This window comes from Variovorax paradoxus EPS (assembly GCF_000184745.1).
Lineage (GTDB): Bacteria > Pseudomonadota > Gammaproteobacteria > Burkholderiales > Burkholderiaceae_C > Variovorax > Variovorax paradoxus_C.
In genome coordinates, this window is sequence record NC_014931.1 from 4,078,792 (window position 1) to 4,095,746 (window position 16,955).

Below are 16,955 nucleotides of genomic sequence, written 5' to 3' on the forward strand. Positions count from 1 at the left end.
CGGCTCGTGACGACTGATCGATAGCGCCGCGCACTTCAGCCATCAGCAACTTGCGACGCTGAAAAAGCGAAACCTGCGCGATCCGCGACTTACTAGCGGATTCAGTTTCCCCGCCCGCGCGGTCTCTCTCTAAAGTGGACGCCCCTGTCGCTCGGCGACGCACTGTATGGAGCAATGAAGGCGCTGAACACAACGCGCTTTTTTTCTGAAAGATGACCGCTTCGCCTCGCGGCGGCCATCGGTGCCATGCGCACTCGATGGAAAACGCGAGGCACAAAAGGCGACGGCCGGGATGTGTCAGCACCCCAGCCGTCTAACCACATGACGTGCAACAACTCTGAAAGCGAGCACAACAAATGGCTAAACGAATTATGGCCGGGCACCCTGCACCGGCACCCCGCGGCAAGTCGACCAGCGGCACCGCCCCCACCATCACGGACGGACCCAGCGCGGCAGACCTTCTGGAGAACAGGCTGGAGCAGTTGAAGTCGCTGCTGTGGTGCTGCTACAGCGAAGGCATCGACTGGTCCCGCGGCGACGGGCCGAAGCATCTGGAGAACGTGATGTGGCTCGCGGCGGATATGGTGGATCAGGCGGCGGAGTTGCATCAGCGGTGTTTGGGCGAGCGGGCTGGACTGGCCTGATTGATGTGGGCATGCTCCGGCTGACGGAGCATGCGCAGGAGCCCCCGAACGGCTCCCGCCTATGGCAGCATGCGGCGGCGGATTCAACCGGCCGCACTCTCTTTAAATGAAGCATCACATGTCTATTACTTCTGGTGTTCGCAAAGCTTTAATTGGCGGACTCTGTTTACTAGCTGGCGCGACTGCTTTCTCCCAATGGCCATCATCGAATGTTCTAGATCTAACTTACAAGACGCAAGGCACTGCTCTCCCCGTGGCTGCTTATCGGAATATGAGCACCACCGAATTCAGATCGATGGTGCGCAAGGCTTTTCAAGAATCGGGCTTCACCTTCGTTTCTGCAAATGCGCAAAAAGACAAGCCCACGGTCATTCGTTTTGAGTTGGTCGTCGATCCGAACACGGAGATAAATCCGACGATCCTTGTGTCCATCGACGAGTCGCTGTTGGACAGTAGAAAAAATTGCAATCCGTGCTTTTTGAGATTCACTGAAATCAGCAACGAGCAGGAAATGAAGGCGCTTCCCTGGATGATGCAATACAAGCTGACCTCGCTTCTCTTACCGGCAATCGACACAGCGTATTCAAATATCGAGTTGACCGGTCGCACTCATCTGGCGCCGTCGTTCAGCTTCAATTACAAGTCCCAGTGGAAAGGGGAAATAAATCTATTCGGCAACTCCTATATCGGCATCAGCTTGCCCGATCTCAAGGAGCGCTTGATCAATGCATATCGGAGTGCTGGCTTTACGCCGATTGAGAATGACGCCAACCTGAAATCTTCCGAACTCGATCTGATTTTCAGCTTTCCCATAGACCCGACCAAAGACGGCGGCGCCATTTATAAATTAAAAATCAACAGCCAGTTCGATGCAAACGGACACTGCTATCCGTGTGAGATCGCTGAAAACTACGATCCCTACCAGCGACTTCCTCCCGCGGGTTTGTCTGGAGTTTTCGATCGCGCAACCTTGGAATCCAGATTTTCGGCCGCCAGGAGTACCGCGTTTGAAAACATGCGGATTGATCTTGAAAGCTATTTGCGACCTCGCTCTGGATTTACAGTGCCGACCAAATTGGCACCCCTTGGATCACCTCGCCCTCCGCCCACCCCGATCGCTGTGACATGACGACGCAGGCGCAGCCCGTATTTGGCAACACCGGCATTGCAGCAACGCGGCAAGAGCACTGGCTGATATTTATCAATTTGTTTGTAGCTTTATCAGCCGGGGCATTGGCATCGCTGTCTGCCCCGATGATGCTGGCGGTTCTTTATATTGATATTTGGCTTTTTGCCAATCCTCATATCATTGCGACCTACACGCGCATCCGCCAGATTTCGCCGAGTATAAAAACTCATTGGGTTTTGATTTTTGCCGCACCAGTTTTAATAGCAGGGGGCCTAACGATCATCGCTCTTGCTTATGAAGCGGCCGGACTGCTGGCTCTCTATTTTGTGCTTCAGGCGTTTCACGTGACTCGCCAGAGTTACGGAATAGCAAGACGCTGCGACCGCCAGTTGCAGACGCCTTATCAAAGGCTGCCGTATTTTCTGATCTATATTTTTCCCGTTTGGGGATATTTACATCGCGGCGCGCAGGCATCCGATAGTTTCTTGGGATATCCGATCTGGCTACCACCTGTTCCGCAAGAGCTAGCCTTTGCAATTGGGGTTGTGGCTGTCGTTGGCGCATTGTTTTGGTTTGCACGCCTGTGGCATTGCAGGAGCGCGGAGCAGGAAAACTCTCTCTTCAGCAGTTTTGTGCTTTCCCACCTATTGGTTTCGCTGGTCAGCTATATATTGATCAATGACATTACCCTAGGCTGGCTGGTAGTCAATGTTTGGCACAATATCCAGTATCTGGTATTTGTCTACCGCCAACAGCGGAGCGATATCAAGGCGAACGACAAATCCGGCAAATTGGAGAGCACCCTAGCGGCTCGAAAATCAATATTTGAAATCTTGAAACGCCCGGCCGCATTTTTCCTCGGATGCTTGACCGTAGGGGCGATTTTTTATGTCGCTGCCGACAGGGTCGGCGAAAGCCTGATTTGGCTGGGATTCCCCACTATTCTTATTGCCCACCTTATCCTGAATTTTCATCATTATTTGGCGGACGGCTTTATATGGAGGCGTCGCCATACTGGCAATAATGTGCAGCCACAGATCCCCTCTCAACAACACCCCTCAATTCATGACTAGATTTGCCTTGCTCTTGGCGATAGGGTTCATCGCCGTTTCCGCGGCATACGCACAAGGAGAAAAAGTGCACATGAAGTCATTTGGAATCGGTTCCTTTGAATTCCCGATTCCCGGAAACTACGAAATCAAGCAAGGGCCACAGGCCACAGAGTTAATGGACAAGAGTGCTGGGCGCACGATCACAGTCGGAACCGTGTTACGCCCCTCTGGCAACGATCCGGCGGTGGCAGAAGCAATCGAGCAGATAGCGGGATTAACAGAGCGCAGTTGGCAACGCTTTGCCCAAACCGAGGGCGGCCGCGTGGTGGTGCCATTTAGGCGGAGCGACATTGGACCGGCGCTGTCTGTGTTGTCCATGGCAACCGAGTTCACGACGGCGAGCGGTGCTGAGTACTACATCAACGTAGCGGCAACCGATGGAAGCGAGATCGCAGTGGTCACGATCGAGGGCTCCGGAAGTGCGAAGGTGGCCCATGAATTCTTGTTGCCGCTCGCAGAAGCGGTTCGATTTGCTCCCGGCGATCGGAAACGCTGATCACGCAGGTAACGGTCGCTACCGCAAAGATGTCCGAGCCAAATGTGTAGGCCATCGCGATCTAAAGCGCGCCTGGGACCGCGCTTGGATATTCGGCATCAGCCCTGCCCGGAAGCCAAACCACCGGCTCCGCCCTTGGCCTTCCGAAACAAGATCACCACCCCCGAAATCAAAAAGTAAACAGCCCCCACCCCCGCATACCCAGCCAACGTCTGCACCACAGGCGCCGCACTCCCCTGCTGCGCCACAAAAAACCCGCCGGCCAGCGCCGACTGAGCCCCGCTGAGCATCATCACCCACTGCCCTTTGTCGCTCTTGCGCCGGCGAATTGCAGTCGCCAGTTGAAGCAGCCCCGCGACGATGGCCCACGCGCCAAAGATCGCCAGAATGAGCTGCAGCTTGAGCCCCAGCGAAACCGCGACGGCCACGGTGACCAGCGCGCTGATCCAGGCGTTCAACACCTGCGTGGGGTTGGCCTTGGCGCCGCCCGTCATCCGCGCGTCCCACAGGTTGGCCAGCGCGTCCCATGCGGGGTAAACGACGAGCAGCGCGGTCGCCACGACGGGCGAGCCCTTGGCGACGGTGAAAGCAAGCGCGACCCACACAAAGGAAAAGGCAGCGCGCGTGAAGTAGAGCTTGCGCAGCCACGCGGCGCGTTGAAGAAGCGGTTGAAGTTGGAGTGGCGACTGATTGGTGTCTGACATGGCAATGGCGGTCGAGGCCGCGAGATTGGAACGAAGAGGAAGAAAAAGAAGAAGAGAAAAAGCCCGTCGCCCCGAGCGGAGCGGCTGCAGCCAATTCTGTTTGGCCCCTCCCAATCGCGGTATCGGTCGAATGACCGACAAGGGCGCCTTGAAATAAATCGACTGTGCGATCCTGTGCTTTTGCCCCTCCCCTCCCCGCCGCCTCCGTGATGCCAGACGACACCACCATCGCCGTATTCGACGCCGTGCGCGCCCTCGCCTTCATCGGCGACCTGAGCATGGGCCAGCCGACCGACCATTCGCTGCGCACCGCGTGGCTCGCGGGAATGATCGCGACCGAGGCCCGCTGCGACCCTTCGCAGATCGAAGCCGCCCGGCACGTCGCGCTGCTGCGCTGGTCGGGCTGCACGGCCAATGCGCAGGAGTTCGCGGACTTCCTGGACGACGACGTGCAGGGCCGGCAAGCCATGCTCGCATCGCAGAAGCCGCGGGCACCGCAGCAGCAGCAGCAACAGCAGCAGCACCAACAACAACATCAACCGCGCAGCGCGGCCATCCCGAGCGCGATGCTCGACATGGCCAGCATCCATTGCGAAATCGCCGGCGACATCGCGAACACGCTGGGCCTCCTCCCCGACACCGAAGCGGCGCTGCGCGCGATCTTCGAGACCTACGACGGCGGCGGCGTGCCCGGCCTGCTGCAAGGCGACGAGGTGCCGCTCGCAACCTACGTCGTGGCGCTGGCGAGCGACCTCGAAATCTTCAGCCGCCTCTACGGGCTCGACGAAGCGCTCACGCTGGCCCGCGGACGCGCGAACAGCGTGTACCCCGGCGCGCTCGTCGACGCCAGCACGCCACACGTCGCGACGTGGATGAAGACGCTGGACGCCCCCACCCCGCCGTGGACCGATGCGGCCGACCAGCCCGCATCGATGCTGCAGCGCGTCGGGCTGGAGCTGGTGGGCGACGTGATCGATCTCAAGCTGCCCTGGATGACGGGTTACTCCCGCCGCGTGGCCCAGCTGGCGCGCGATGGCAGTGCGCACGCGGGCCTGGACGAGGCCCTGTGCCACCGCACGTACAAGGCCGGGCTGATCCACGGCATCGGCCGCGCGTCGGTGCCCAACGCGATCTGGAACGCGCCCGAGCCGCTGCCGGCTTCGTCGCTGGAGCGCATGCGGCTGGTGCCGTACTGGACCTCGCGCGCCGCAGGGCAAATCGACGGGCTCGCGGCCGAAGCGGAAATCGCGTCCTTCGCTTTCGAACGGCGCGATGGCTCGGGTTACTACCGCGGCCGGTCGGGCACGGCGATGCCGCCGGAGGCGCAGTTCGTCGCGGCGGCCGAGCGGTGGGTTTCACTTCGCACGCGGCGTCCGTGGCGGGAGGAGTTCAGCGAAGCGGAGGCGCTGGGGTGCATGAAGGAAGACGTGGAGGCGGGGCGCTTCGATCAGCACGTTGTCGATGCGCTGCTTGCCTGCGCGATGTCGCATGCGCCTTCGAGGTCCGCGGCGCCGCAACAGCAGCGCGGCGAGCAGGCTTTGTCGGAGCGCGAACTGGAGGTGCTGCGCTGCATCAGCAAGGGCGAGAACACCAAGGAAGTCGCTCGCGCGCTGGGCATCAGCCCGCGCACGGTGCGAACGCATGTCGAGCGCGTGTTCCTCAAGCTCGAATGTTCGACGCGCGCGGCCGCGACGTTGAAGGCGGCGACCCGCGGGCTGATCTGAAGGCAGGCTCCGGTCGATAGCGGCAACGGCGAGCGAGCGCCATGACGCCCTTGCCGCCTTTTTCTTTCGCCGGCTAGTGCCACCAGGATGCGATTCGGGCCGGAGTCGAAAGACTCCGCGACCGGCATCGCTTCCACCCGCCGGCGCAAATTTTCATCGTCACGAACGCTTCATGTCGGCACTAAAGAATCGCGCCGTCACATGACCTGAGTACGACCTGACCTCACGATGAAAACCGCAAAAAACACGCCCTTCCCCACCGTTCCCCTCGATCTTCCCCAGCGCCGCACCTTCCTGCGGCAGAGCTTCGCCACCGCGGGCGTGGTCACGCTCCCGGCCTTTCTCGCTGCCTGCGGCGGCGGCGGCAGCAACGGCGTTGCCTTCCCGCCGATTGCCGGTGCGCCGCCCGCACCTTCGCCTTCGCCCGCCCCGGCGCCGACACCCGCCCAGCCGCCGGTCGAGCCGCCCGTCGTCAAGAAGAGCCCCTTCGCGGAGTTCTCGGCGCTGCAGCCCGCCGATGCCAACGGCGTGATGCTGCCCAAGGGCTTCACCTCGCGCATCGTTGCGCAGTCGGGCGCCATCGCCGCAGGAAGCTACACATGGCATGGCTCGCCGGATGGCGGCGCGACCTACCCGACCGCCAACGGCGGCTGGATCTACGTGAGCAATTCGGAAATCAGCAAGGCCGGCGGCGGTGTCGGCGCGTTGCGCTTCGACGCCAACGGCACGGTGGTCGATTCGTACCCGATCCTGAAAGGCACAACGACCAACTGCGCTGGCGGCCCCACCCCCTGGAACACCTGGCTGTCGTGCGAGGAACATTCCAGCGGCATGGTGTGGGAGTGCGACCCCACCAAGCCCTGGGTCGACGCGAGCAGCGCCCCGAGCCTGCCGGCGCTGGGCCTCTACGCGCACGAGGCCGTGTGCGTGGACCCCGTTCACAAGACGCTTTATCTGACCGAAGACGCATCCCTCGGCCGCGTCTACCGCTTCGTGTGCGATGCGAGCGACTGGCCCGAAGGCGCCCCGCGCGCGGCAATGAAGACGGGCCGGCTGCAGGTGCTCAAGATCAAGGACATCGCGAGCGACATCGACCTCGCCGATCCGGCCAAGCCATATCCGAAGGACTTCGGCCAACCTTTGGCAGTGGAGTGGATCGATGTCAACGACCCCCACATGGCGCAGGCCGGCGTGCGCTCGAGCATGCGCGCGGCAGGCCGCACGCCGCCCGGTGCCGGGTTCCGGAAGGCCGAGGGCATCTGGTTCTTCAACGGCATCGTGTACTTCGTGACCTCGTACAACGCGCACATCTGGGCCTACGACACGCAGAACCAGACGCTCGAGGCGATCTACGACGGCATGAACAAGGACCCCGCCACGCACTCGATCGACGAGCCGGACAACCTCACGATCTCGGCCCTCGGCGACATCCTGGTGGCGGAAGACGCGGGCAACCTGGAAATCGGCGTGCTGCGGATGGAATCGGGCACCTCCCAGCCGCTCGTGCGCCTGGTCGGCCACGACGACAGCGAGGTCGTCGGCCCCGCCCTGTCGCCCGATGGCAAGCGGCTGTATTTCAGCTCGCAGCGCGGCACCGGGGGAGCGGGCATCACCTTCGAGATCACGCTGCCATCCGCGGCGAAGTAAGGCAAGGCCAGACAGACGTTCAGCACGGCGCAGGAAGACCGATCGACGGTCGATCCTGCGGCCGATGCGTTTGCCATATGGCGCCGCCGCGGTTGTCGGCGTAAGCTGAAATCCGGCCGACCAGCCAAGGTGATGGCCCCAGCAACCACCGCTGTGCCGACTTGTACGAAAGGACCGTTTATGTTGTCCGACTCGTCTGTCACGACCATGCTCCCCGTCAAGGACATGGACCGCGCCCGCGCCTTCTACGAGGGTTGCCTCGGCCTGAAACCCGGAGGCCTCCGGCCCGACGGCAAGTTCGTCTACGCGGTGGGCGGCAGCACGCTGTCGCTGTTCCCCAGACCGGAGGGAACCAAGGCCGACCACACGGCGATCAGCTTCCAGGTCGACGACATCGCCGCCAGCATCGCGAACCTCAAGCGCGCCGGCGTGGTGTTCGAGGACTACGACTACCCCGAGCTGAAGACCGTCGACCACGTCTGCGTGCTCGGCTCGGAGAAGGCGGCGTGGTTCAAGGACACCGAGGGGAACTACCTCTGTATTCACGAGGACATTGCAGAGGGGTAGCGGCGACGCGACGGGCGCCGGTCGGGCGGCGTCCGGGAGGCGCCGAATTTTTGCGGCACGATGCAGTCATTTGTGAGCTGGCAATGACCTTGTCTACCCGGGCGCACGCGGCGAGCAATGCGCGCACATCAGCCACGACGCAGACTCGTCTCGCTTGTGCCGGCCGTAGAGTGCTATCGCTAGACGACTCTGACGCCATTCGAACAATGAATTCAGTCCCAACCGAACTCTTCATCGACCAAGGCTATCTACGGTTCGAAGGCTTCCATCCGAAGAAGCACGTGGCGAGCGTCAAGCAGAAGCTGCTGGACGAGCTCAAGCGGCTGAAGGCGTTGCCCGGAGGAAAGAGCCTGCCGGCTTCGCTGCAACGGCTGCCAGTCTTCCAGCAGATCGGAAAGCTCTCGGCGCTCGTCAAGGTTCCGGGCCTGCATCAGGCGCTGGTAACGCCCGACCTCATCGAATACGTCACGCGACTTGGCGGGCGGGCGCCCTCTGCCGTTCAGGACACGCAGCTGCTGCTCTCGCCGCCCAACCAAGGCGCCTCGACGCTCGAGGGATTGAACTGGCATGTCGATGTGTCGGCGCCGACGCAAGGGCCGCTGCCGGGCATCCAGGCCTTCTTCCTCATCGATGACGTGGCACCCGGCGGCGGCGCAACCCTGGCGTTGGCCGGCTCGCATCGTGTCGGCACCCCGGGGCAAGCCACGGCCTCGCGGCTGCGCGAGGTGCTGAAGACGCCGGGAGACCTTGCGCGAAATCTTGAGCAACTGGGCATCGGCATCGTCGAGATGTCGGGCCGCGCGGGCGACGTGTTCCTGATGGACCTGCGCCTCTTGCACACGCCATCGGTCAACTCAACGAAGAACGTGCGGATGATGGCGACGGCTCGCTGCTTCTTCTCCAACGGCATCTGAAATCCCCGTCGCCGCACGGCAGGCAAGGCGGGCTTGCGCACGGTTGGACATAGGCCGTTTGGACGACTTCATCCGCCAAAAGAACCCGATAAGAATCCGTGCTTTCGGCTTCACTGGAGTGCCGCGATGTCCCTGACTTTCCACGATGGAACGAGTCTGCTCTACCGGAATTACACGAACCACAGGGCGTGGAACAGCACGGCCCTGCTGGGGCTGAACCCGGGTCGCAGCTACGACAAGATGCTGATCGACGACTACAACAACGAAGCCAAGATGAGGGAACTGTTCTCGCGTCCCGGCGCGCAGAACTGCTGTCCGGGCGGCGTGGGCGCCAGCAGGCTGGGCGACTATGTGAATTCGGATGTGCGCAACGTGATCGTCGTGAAGGGCCTGCACCAGTGGGTCGAGAAGGTCGGCACGGGCAGCGCGCGCTGGGGCTCCAACTTCCAGCTGCACATCACCTTCGGGCTGGACGGCCAGCTCTGGCACCTGTACGCGACCTACTACGGCGACTCGCAGAAGGTCACGTTCAGCAGCCAGTGCTCGGCGGGCGAAAAGGTCTCGCACACCGACCACGAAGGGTTCAGCAAGCAGGGGCGCAGAAAGTAGAGGAAGAGAAGGAAGAAGAGGAAGAAGAAGCAGGCGAGCGCACGCCCTGTGCGCTGGCTACCCACACGACGGCTCATCCCGCGTCGGGAGGCGCATCCTTCTTCAGATCGGCGAACTTGGCCGCCATCGTCGGGTTGCCCCGCGTGAGCTTCTTGATCGTCACGTCCTGCGCCTTGTCGTTCGCCAGGCGAAGGTTGCGGTCGGTGCCGAGCAGCGCCTCCTTCGTTTTTTGCAGGTGGTCGATCGACTTGTCGATCTCTTCGATGGCGGTCTGGAAGCGCCGCGAAGCCAGGTCGTAGTTCTTCGCGAATGCGTTCTTGAACGTCTCCAGCTCGTTTTCGAAGTTGGTGACGTCGATGTTCTGCGCCTTGAAAAGCGCGAGCTCCGACTTGTACTTGAGCGAGTTCATCGCGGCGTTGCGCAGCAGCGTGATGATCGGCAGAAAGAACTGGGGCCGCACGACGTACATCTTCGGGTAGCGGTGGAACACGTCGACGATGCCGGTGTTGTAGAGCTCGCTGTCGGGCTCCAGCAGCGAGACCAGCACCGCGTATTCGCAGCCCTTCTCGGTGCGGTCCTTGTCGAGCTCTTTCAGGAAGTCTTCGTTCCTGTTCTTCGTGGCGGTGCGGTCGCTCTCGTTCTTCATCTCGAACATGATCGAGACGATCTCGGTGCCCGCCTCGTCCGCATCGCGAAAGACGTAGTCGCCCTTGCTGCCGGAGCGCGCGTCGTTGTCCTTCTCGAAATACGCTCGCGGAAACGCCATTGCCCGGATGCGGTTGAACTCGGTTTCGCAGTGCTGCTCGAGGGTCTCGCCGACCATCTTGGTCGAGAGGCGCGCCTTCAAGTCCTTCAGGCGCTCGATCGCGTCGTCGCGGTCCTTGATCTGCGTTTCGTACTTGTCCTTGAGCGACTTCTCGGCGAGCTGCTTTTCGAGTTCGGCCCGGCCAAGGCCGCTCCTGAGTTCGTCGCGCTCCTTCTCGACCACGCTCACGGCCTGGGTCACCGCGAGCCGCTGCGCCACTTCGATGGCGTCGAGCTTGGCCTTCAGCGACTGAATCTCCGCGTCCTTGGCGGCAGCGCCCCGCTCCAGTTCGCTCGCGTGCTTCGCCTGGGCCAGTTCGGCGGCGGCCCGCTTTTCTTGCCGGGCCCGTTCGAGTTCGCTGGCGAGCGCGTCGCGTTCTTTTTCGATGGCGCCGAGGGCTTCGCTCACCGCGAGTTTTCGCGCGACCTCGCCGGCATCGAGGCTGGCTTTCAGCTGCTGGATCTCGGCGTCCTTGGCTGCGGCGGCCGCCTGCAAGCGGCTGGCGGCCTGGGCCTGCGCGAGTTGGACGGCATTGCGCTTGTCCTGCGCGGCCAACTCGAGGCGCTCGTGCAGTTGCTTGTCGAAGTCGCTGTCGCGAACCTGCTTCAGGATGTCGGCGTACCCGGCCTCGTCGATCTTGAAGGCTTTCCCGCAGTGCGGGCAGATGATTTCATGCATGACTGATTACTCGTGTGTGTGGGGTGCAACCTGCACGCGCGCGGCGGGCCTCGATTCGTTTCATGATCGCCCGCACCGTGATGGCTTCAGGGCCGAATCGTGCCACGAGGGCGAACGCCAGGCCCCGGCCGCGCGGCTGCTCGCTATCGCTGGCCAAGGCTAGACTTGTGCCTCGGCCAGGACCAGACACTCGCTGCGCCTCCGCCAGGCGGCCAAGAACAAGTCCCTTCCCCTGGCCGCCATCACCCGCCCATGCACTCGACCGGAACCCTGCGCGGCATCGCCGCGATGCTGTTGGCTTGCGCCTTCTTCGCCTGCATGGACGCGCTGCTCAAGAGCCTGGCCGGACACTACCCGCCGGTGCAGGTGATGGCACTGCGCGGTCTCACGGCCTTGCCTTTGGTGTGCCTCTACATCGCCTGGCGGCGCGAGGCAGGTGGCGTATTCAACCGCCGGACGCGCTGGCGTCTGCACCTGCTGCGCACCGTGCTCAACATGACGATGCTCGTGCTGTTCGTCTATGGCCTGAAGTCCCTGGGCCTTGCCGAGGCCTACACGCTCACTTTCATCGCTCCGCTGCTGATGGTGCTCATCGCCGTGCCGCTGCTGGGCGAGTCGGTTCAGCCGCGGCATTGGATCGCCATCGGGCTGGGCTTCATCGGTGTCGTCATCGCATTGCGGCCCGAGCAAGGGGCCTTTCTCTCGGCGGGTGCCGTGGCGATTCTGGTGGCCGCCATCTGCTATGCGCTGTCGAACGTGCTGGGCCGGCTCATCAGCCGCACCGAACCGAGCGCGGCGCTGGTCTTCTGGGCCACGGCCGGCATGGCGGTCGGCGGCGGTCTGCTGTCGGCGCCGCAATGGGTGCCGATCCAGGCGGAGCACACGTGGGTGCTTGCAGGTCTGGCCATCAGCGGATTTCTGGGCCAATTGGCCATCGCCGAGGCCTTTCGGCACGGACAGGCTGCTGCCATCGCCCCTTTCGAATACAGCGCCCTCGCCTGGGGGCTCTTGCTGGACTGGCTGTTCTGGCAAGCCACGGCCGATGTGTGGACGCTGGGCGGCGGCGCGTTGATCATCGCGAGCGGGCTGTGGTTGGCGCGAAGCGAGGCGCCGAAGGCTGCGGGGAAGAAGCGGCAGGCGGCTTGAATTGCGGCGAAGCGCGTGTGCGAAGCCAGATGTCTTTGCAGCAAGTTCAAGCGAGGATCTTGAGTGGCTGGATGACGGGTTGAGGCCGGGAGTTCTGGATGCGGTGAGCGGCTACGGTCGGCCAAAACCAGCCATCTAGCTCGTCACTTAAATGAACTCCGTAACCCTGGGTCGAGGGCAAGACTTGTCGCTTTGCGCGTTTCGCTGCCCGCCCGCCTGCTCCAGGTACTCGACAAACCCGTCGAAGGCATTCAACAAGGGCTGGAACCGCGCCGCAACGCCTTCCAGTTGGCGCAAGGCGTAGCAGGTCGCCTCCAGCGTGGACAGTTGGTCGGGCCCATGGGCTTTGCGGATACGGTAGTGCGACGGCGGCAGGTTGTGCAGGGCCAAGCGGGGCAACTGTTGCAGTGCCGGGCTTTGGTAGAGCATCTTTCGGCTTTTGCGCCAGGTGCCGTCCAGCACCACAAGGCGCAGGCGCGACGGGGCTTGCGGCCACTCGGGCTGTAGCGGGGTTGGAACCCGCAGGTCCGGGGCGGTATCTTGCAGACTGTCCGGGTACAGCAGCAGCGTGTGCTTGCCGTCCACCGGCCAGACGGGCACGGCAAATGCCTCACCCACCACCAAGCGGGAGTGCTGCAAGCTGAGGTGCAGCAGGCGGGCACTGCCTTTGGCCTGGTGTACCTCCAGCGGATGCTGCAGCACCAATACCTCCACCGCGTGGGCGGTGGGCACGACCCAGCGGCAAATGCAGCCGCTGCGCGGGCGCAGGCAAGCGGTGCACTGGGGGCGTGGGACCAAAGCGGCGGACATGGCTGAATTTTATTCAGCGTGCCCGTGGCAGCCTCGTCACCAAACCCAACTCAAATCGTCATCTCGGTCCGTCGATCGGTTTGCGTTGAATCGCCTCTTGATGCTCTTCGGTGTCGGGCGGCCGCTACTCGCGAAACCAGATCTTGAGCGTCACATAGACCGCATAGCTCAGGCCCAGCAGGAACCAAGCGAGGGTAAACATGTTGGCCCAGTAATCGCCGGCGTTTGCCGCCAGGGTGTAGATCTGATTCCTGCAAACCTTGCCGACGCATGGCACCTCACCCCGAACCAGCGCGCGCAGTAACGCAAACAAGAGGTAGCAGGCTATGCCAGTAATCACGAGCAATCCCACCGGCCCTACAAGTCCTTCGGTGCGCTCGCCGCTCTCATTCCAACGCGGCTTCCGAAGCAAGTTTTGCCCGAATCTATAGCAGGCAAATCCGAGCAGGAGCATCAGCGAGTAGTAAATGAAGGAGCGCATATCCAGCGATTCGTTGTGCTGCTGCGGAGCAGCAGCAAATGAGGTGCGGGGATGCTATCCGATCAACGCCTGCGCATTACCCCGCTACGCGTTGTGCGATGGCGCCTCGCCTGCCGGAATCGGTCATGCGGCTACTACGGTACGTGCGGAGCTCCGAAGCAGACTCACCACGCTCCCGGCCAACGCGGCCAGCGCCGCGATCCCGAGCCCCCAATGCACCGCGTTCTGCGGCGACAGCAACGCGAATGCCAGGCTCATCCCCAGGCTGCCGAGCGTCAGCCCCGTGAGTCGCGCCGTGCCTTGCGCGCCACCGGCCGCGCCGCTGCGTTCCTTGGGTGCCGAGAGCAGCATGTTCTGGTTGTTGGGCGTCTGGAAGAAGCCGAAGCCCAGGCCGGCGAGGCTCGTGAATACCGCGATCGGCAAGGCCGGGTTGCCGTGCAGCGGCCACAGCGCGCACAAGGCCAGGCCCAGTGCGAAACACGCACTCCCTGCCGCGCACAACCATGCGGTCGGAACGCGCTGGGCCAGGCGTGCCGACAGCGGCGCGGCCAGCATCACCGCCAGGGGCCACGGGGTCATCAAGAGGCCGGCGGTCACCGCGCTCTGACCGAGTTCGTGCTGGATGTAGAACGGCAGCGCGACAAGGGCCGCCATCTGGCCGGTGAAGCAGCACACGGACGCAATCACCGACACCCGAAAGGAATGCACGCGCAGCAGGTCGAGCGGAATCAACGGTGCCGCCTTGGGCATCTCGCGCCGCACCAGCAAGACCATGCAGACGGCCGACAGCGCGAGCATCGCGCCGCCTTGCAGCGGATGAGCCACGAGTCGATCGCATCCCATGACGAAGGCAGCAAACAGGGCCGCATTGAGCGCGATGCTCCACACGTCGATCTGGCGCGCCGAGCGCTGCGGGCTCGGCAACGCCGCGCAGGCGACAAGCACGACAAGGCCGATCGGCAGGTTCACCGCAAAGAGCCACGGCCAGCCTGCCACCGAGAGCAGCAAAGCGCCAAGGGTGGGCCCCGCTGCCGAAGCGGCCGCGACAGCGAGCGCATTCCAGGCGATGGAGCGCGCCAGCAATCGGCGCGGATAGGTGAAGCGCAGCAACGCAAGCCCCAGCGGCATCACGGCCGCGCTGCCCAGGCCCTGAAGGCACCGCGCGGCCACGAGCCACGGCAGCGAAGGGGCCAGTGCGCACAGCACCGATGCCGCAGTGAACAGCGCCACGCCACCGGCGAACACACGCCGATACCCGAACCGCTCCCCGATGGCAGAAGCCGGCAACAGGAACATCACCACGGCGAGCTGGTAGGCGGTGACGATCCAGACGGCATCGGCGGGTGCTGCCTGCAATTGCTGCGCGATGCTCGGCAGCGCGATGTTGGCGATGGCGCCGTCGAGCACCACGAGCACACCCGCGCCCAGGATCGCGGCGACGGCCGCGAGGCGCCGGGGCAGCGGCAGGCCATCGGCGTCGTGCGCCGCGTTCGCCTCGGGGGTCTGGGCGGCGCGGGCCGGGGTGGAAGAAGAAGCGTTCGGTTGAAGCGTGGATGACAACATGATTGGCAACTGGAGGAGGCACGCTTTATCGCGTCGGGTCAGCTTAGGACCGCGCACACGGGTTGCCCAGCGCGTGGCGCGCAGCTTGTTCCTGCATGCGGCGCCTGTCGAAACCGGCGCAGCCGTGATAGCTTGCGGGCCATGCCGACAGACACCGACCTGAACCTGCTGTTCGCGTTGAACGCGCTTCTTTCCGAAGTCAGCGTCGCGAAAGCCGCCGAGCGCCTGGGCCTGAGCGAGTCGGCCATGAGCCGCGCGCTCGCGCGGTTGCGGGAGTCGACCGGCGACGAGCTCCTGGTGCGCGCGGGCCGCGCAATGGTGCTCACGCCGCATGCGCTGGCAATGTGCGATCGCGTGCGGGAGCTGGTGCAGGAATCACGCGCGGTGCTTCACCCCGCCGGCGCCGACTTCAACCCGCGCACGCTCCAGCACCTCTTCACCATTCGGGCCAATGACGGCTTCATCGAAGGCTTCGCGCATCAGCTGGTGGCGCGCGCCGCGCACGAGGCGCCGGGCGTTCGCCTGCGCTTCGCGCCCAAGCCCAACAAGGACGTTCGCCCCCTGCGCGAAGGGTTGATCGACCTGGACATCGGCGTGCTCGGCGAGTCCGGCCCCGAGGTGCGCGTGCAGGCGCTGTTCCGCGACCACTTCGTCGCCGTGGTGCGCGAAGGCCATCCCCTGCTCGCCGCGCCCGGAATCACTGTCGAGCGCTACGCGGCCTGCGACCACGTGGTCACGTCGCGCCAAGGCCGGACCGAGGGGCCGGTGGACGTCGCACTCGCGGCGATAGGCCTGGTGCGCAATGCCGCGGTCGTGGTGCCCAGCTTCAGCACCGCGTTGTCGATCGCGGCCGCGACAGACATGGTGGCGCTGATCCCGTCCTCGTACTTCGAACACCTGAGGGCGCGCGGCACGCTGCACTCGTTTTCGCTGCCGATGCCGACGGAGCAGATCACCGTCTCGCAGATGTGGCATCCGCGCCTGGACCGGGACCCTGCGCATCGGTGGCTGCGCGGCGTGGTGCTGGAGGTTTGCCGGCCGTTGAACGAGCCGGCGAAAGCGCCGTGATACTGCGTTCGCGCTTCGGCCTTGCAGGTCGGCTTCATGGCCCGGCCCCACGTGGCAGAAACCGAAGCTTCGTTGTCATTGCCGCGTCGAGCGGCGGCTTCTAGACTCGCCGCTCGATCCGCGCCCTGAACAGGTCAGGACGCCTATCCATTTTTTCCGCAACGCCTTGCACCAAGGAGTGAGCAGCATGTCATCAAAGCTTCGATTGAGGATCTCGATGTCACTGGACGGTTTTGTCGCCGGTCCGAACCAGAGTTTGAAAGAACCGCTCGGCACTGGCGGCGAGCAATTGCACAAGTGGGTGTTCGGCCTGGAGGCCTGGCGGCGCCCGCATGGCATGGAGGGCGGCGTGGTCAACGAGAGCACGCCGGTGATGGAGGAAGTGCTCGCCAATATCGGCGCGACGATCATGGGCCGCAACATGTTCGGCGGCGGGCGGGGGCCGTGGAACACGACCGATCCGTGGAACGGCTGGTGGGGCAGCAATCCACCCTTTCGCCACCCGGTGTTCGTGCTGACGCATCACGCGCGCGAGCCGTTGGTGATGGAGGGCGGCACGACCTTCACCTTCGTCACCGATGGGATCGAAAGCGCGCTGGACCAGGCCCGGCGTGCGGCGGCTGGAAAAGACGTGGCGCTCGCGGGCGGTGCCCATGTTGCGCGCCAGTATCTGAAGGCGGGCCTGGTCGACGAAGTGCAGCTTCACCTGGCGCCCACGCTGCTCGGTGATGGTGAACGCTTGTTCGAGGACGCCGATGCCCTGAAGGGCCTTGCGATGGTGAAGACGGTCGCGACGCCGGATGTCGTGCATCTGAAATTCGCGAGGAAATAGAAGGAGAAGCAGAAGGCATCGGTCAT

Annotated in this window: 17 protein-coding genes; 12 read left to right on the forward strand and 5 right to left on the reverse strand. The window is 63.5% G+C overall.

The window, feature by feature from the left end; all coding sequences use genetic code 11:
• Window positions 1–356 precede the first annotated feature (356 nt).
• From VARPA_RS18875 to VARPA_RS18890, 4 genes are all read left to right on the forward strand, one after another.
• Window positions 357–644, forward strand: a complete 288-nt coding sequence (locus VARPA_RS18875) for a hypothetical protein (protein WP_013542188.1) — start codon at window positions 357–359, stop codon at window positions 642–644.
• A gap of 118 nt (window positions 645–762) precedes the next feature.
• Window positions 763–1,773, forward strand: coding sequence for a hypothetical protein (locus tag VARPA_RS18880; RefSeq protein WP_234974778.1), 1,011 nt, complete (start codon window positions 763–765; stop codon window positions 1,771–1,773).
• A complete protein-coding gene (locus VARPA_RS18885; protein WP_013542190.1) occupies window positions 1,770–2,846 on the forward strand; it encodes a hypothetical protein in 1,077 nt (358 codons plus the stop codon). Before VARPA_RS18880 ends, VARPA_RS18885 begins: the two co-directional genes overlap by 4 nt.
• On the forward strand, window positions 2,839–3,381 hold the full coding sequence (locus VARPA_RS18890) for a hypothetical protein (RefSeq protein WP_013542191.1): 543 nt from the start codon (window positions 2,839–2,841) through the stop codon (window positions 3,379–3,381). Before VARPA_RS18885 ends, VARPA_RS18890 begins: the two co-directional genes overlap by 8 nt.
• Before the next feature lie 98 nt (window positions 3,382–3,479).
• On the opposite strand, the gene VARPA_RS18895 is transcribed toward VARPA_RS18890, so the two are convergent.
• Window positions 3,480–4,085, reverse strand: a complete 606-nt coding sequence (locus VARPA_RS18895) for a DUF308 domain-containing protein (protein WP_013542192.1) — start codon at window positions 4,083–4,085, stop codon at window positions 3,480–3,482.
• Window positions 4,086–4,294: 209 nt separating this feature from the next.
• On the opposite strand from VARPA_RS18895, the gene VARPA_RS18900 reads away from it, so the two are divergent.
• The 5 genes from VARPA_RS18900 (at window position 4,295) to VARPA_RS18920 (ending at window position 9,546) form a co-directional block, all read left to right on the forward strand.
• Window positions 4,295–5,809 (forward strand): HD domain-containing phosphohydrolase, encoded by a 1,515-nt coding sequence (locus VARPA_RS18900; protein ID WP_013542193.1) that lies wholly within the window; start codon window positions 4,295–4,297, stop codon window positions 5,807–5,809.
• Window positions 5,810–6,037: 228 nt separating this feature from the next.
• Window positions 6,038–7,456 (forward strand): alkaline phosphatase PhoX, encoded by a 1,419-nt coding sequence (locus VARPA_RS18905; RefSeq protein ID WP_013542194.1) that lies wholly within the window; start codon window positions 6,038–6,040, stop codon window positions 7,454–7,456.
• A gap of 180 nt (window positions 7,457–7,636) precedes the next feature.
• On the forward strand, window positions 7,637–8,023 hold the full coding sequence (locus VARPA_RS18910) for a VOC family protein (protein WP_013542195.1): 387 nt from the start codon (window positions 7,637–7,639) through the stop codon (window positions 8,021–8,023).
• A gap of 206 nt (window positions 8,024–8,229) precedes the next feature.
• Complete coding sequence (locus tag VARPA_RS18915; protein WP_013542196.1) at window positions 8,230–8,937, forward strand: phytanoyl-CoA dioxygenase family protein; 708 nt, start codon at window positions 8,230–8,232, stop codon at window positions 8,935–8,937.
• Window positions 8,938–9,063: 126 nt separating this feature from the next.
• The gene (locus tag VARPA_RS18920) at window positions 9,064–9,546 is read left to right on the forward strand and encodes a hypothetical protein (protein WP_013542197.1); all 483 of its coding nucleotides are present in this window, start codon (window positions 9,064–9,066) and stop codon (window positions 9,544–9,546) included.
• 73 nt (window positions 9,547–9,619) lie between these two features.
• On the opposite strand, the gene VARPA_RS18925 is transcribed toward VARPA_RS18920, so the two are convergent.
• Window positions 9,620–11,029, reverse strand: a complete 1,410-nt coding sequence (locus tag VARPA_RS18925) for a DUF2130 domain-containing protein (RefSeq protein WP_013542198.1) — start codon at window positions 11,027–11,029, stop codon at window positions 9,620–9,622.
• A gap of 252 nt (window positions 11,030–11,281) precedes the next feature.
• Here VARPA_RS18925 and VARPA_RS18930 point away from each other — a divergent pair, with 252 nt between their 5' ends.
• Window positions 11,282–12,175: a DMT family transporter gene (locus tag VARPA_RS18930; protein WP_013542199.1), complete on the forward strand. Its 894-nt coding sequence runs from the start codon at window positions 11,282–11,284 to the stop codon at window positions 12,173–12,175.
• Window positions 12,176–12,322: 147 nt separating this feature from the next.
• Here VARPA_RS18930 and VARPA_RS18935 read toward each other — a convergent pair whose 3' ends face one another.
• The 3 genes from VARPA_RS18935 to VARPA_RS18945 all read right to left on the reverse strand — a co-directional run bounded on the left by VARPA_RS18935 (window position 12,323) and on the right by VARPA_RS18945 (window position 15,029).
• On the reverse strand, window positions 12,323–12,985 hold the full coding sequence (locus VARPA_RS18935; RefSeq protein ID WP_013542200.1) for a tRNA-uridine aminocarboxypropyltransferase: 663 nt from the start codon (window positions 12,983–12,985) through the stop codon (window positions 12,323–12,325).
• A 124-nt stretch (window positions 12,986–13,109) separates the two neighbouring features.
• On the reverse strand, window positions 13,110–13,466 hold the full coding sequence (locus tag VARPA_RS18940) for a hypothetical protein (RefSeq protein WP_013542201.1): 357 nt from the start codon (window positions 13,464–13,466) through the stop codon (window positions 13,110–13,112).
• 123 nt (window positions 13,467–13,589) lie between these two features.
• Window positions 13,590–15,029: an MFS transporter gene (locus tag VARPA_RS18945; RefSeq protein WP_013542202.1), complete on the reverse strand. Its 1,440-nt coding sequence runs from the start codon at window positions 15,027–15,029 to the stop codon at window positions 13,590–13,592.
• A 141-nt stretch (window positions 15,030–15,170) separates the two neighbouring features.
• Here VARPA_RS18945 and VARPA_RS18950 point away from each other — a divergent pair, with 141 nt between their 5' ends.
• Window positions 15,171–16,097, forward strand: a complete 927-nt coding sequence (locus VARPA_RS18950; protein ID WP_013542203.1) for a LysR family transcriptional regulator — start codon at window positions 15,171–15,173, stop codon at window positions 16,095–16,097.
• Between the two features lie 187 nt (window positions 16,098–16,284).
• Window positions 16,285–16,929 (forward strand): dihydrofolate reductase family protein, encoded by a 645-nt coding sequence (locus VARPA_RS18955; protein WP_013542204.1) that lies wholly within the window; start codon window positions 16,285–16,287, stop codon window positions 16,927–16,929.
• Window positions 16,930–16,955 lie beyond the last annotated feature (26 nt).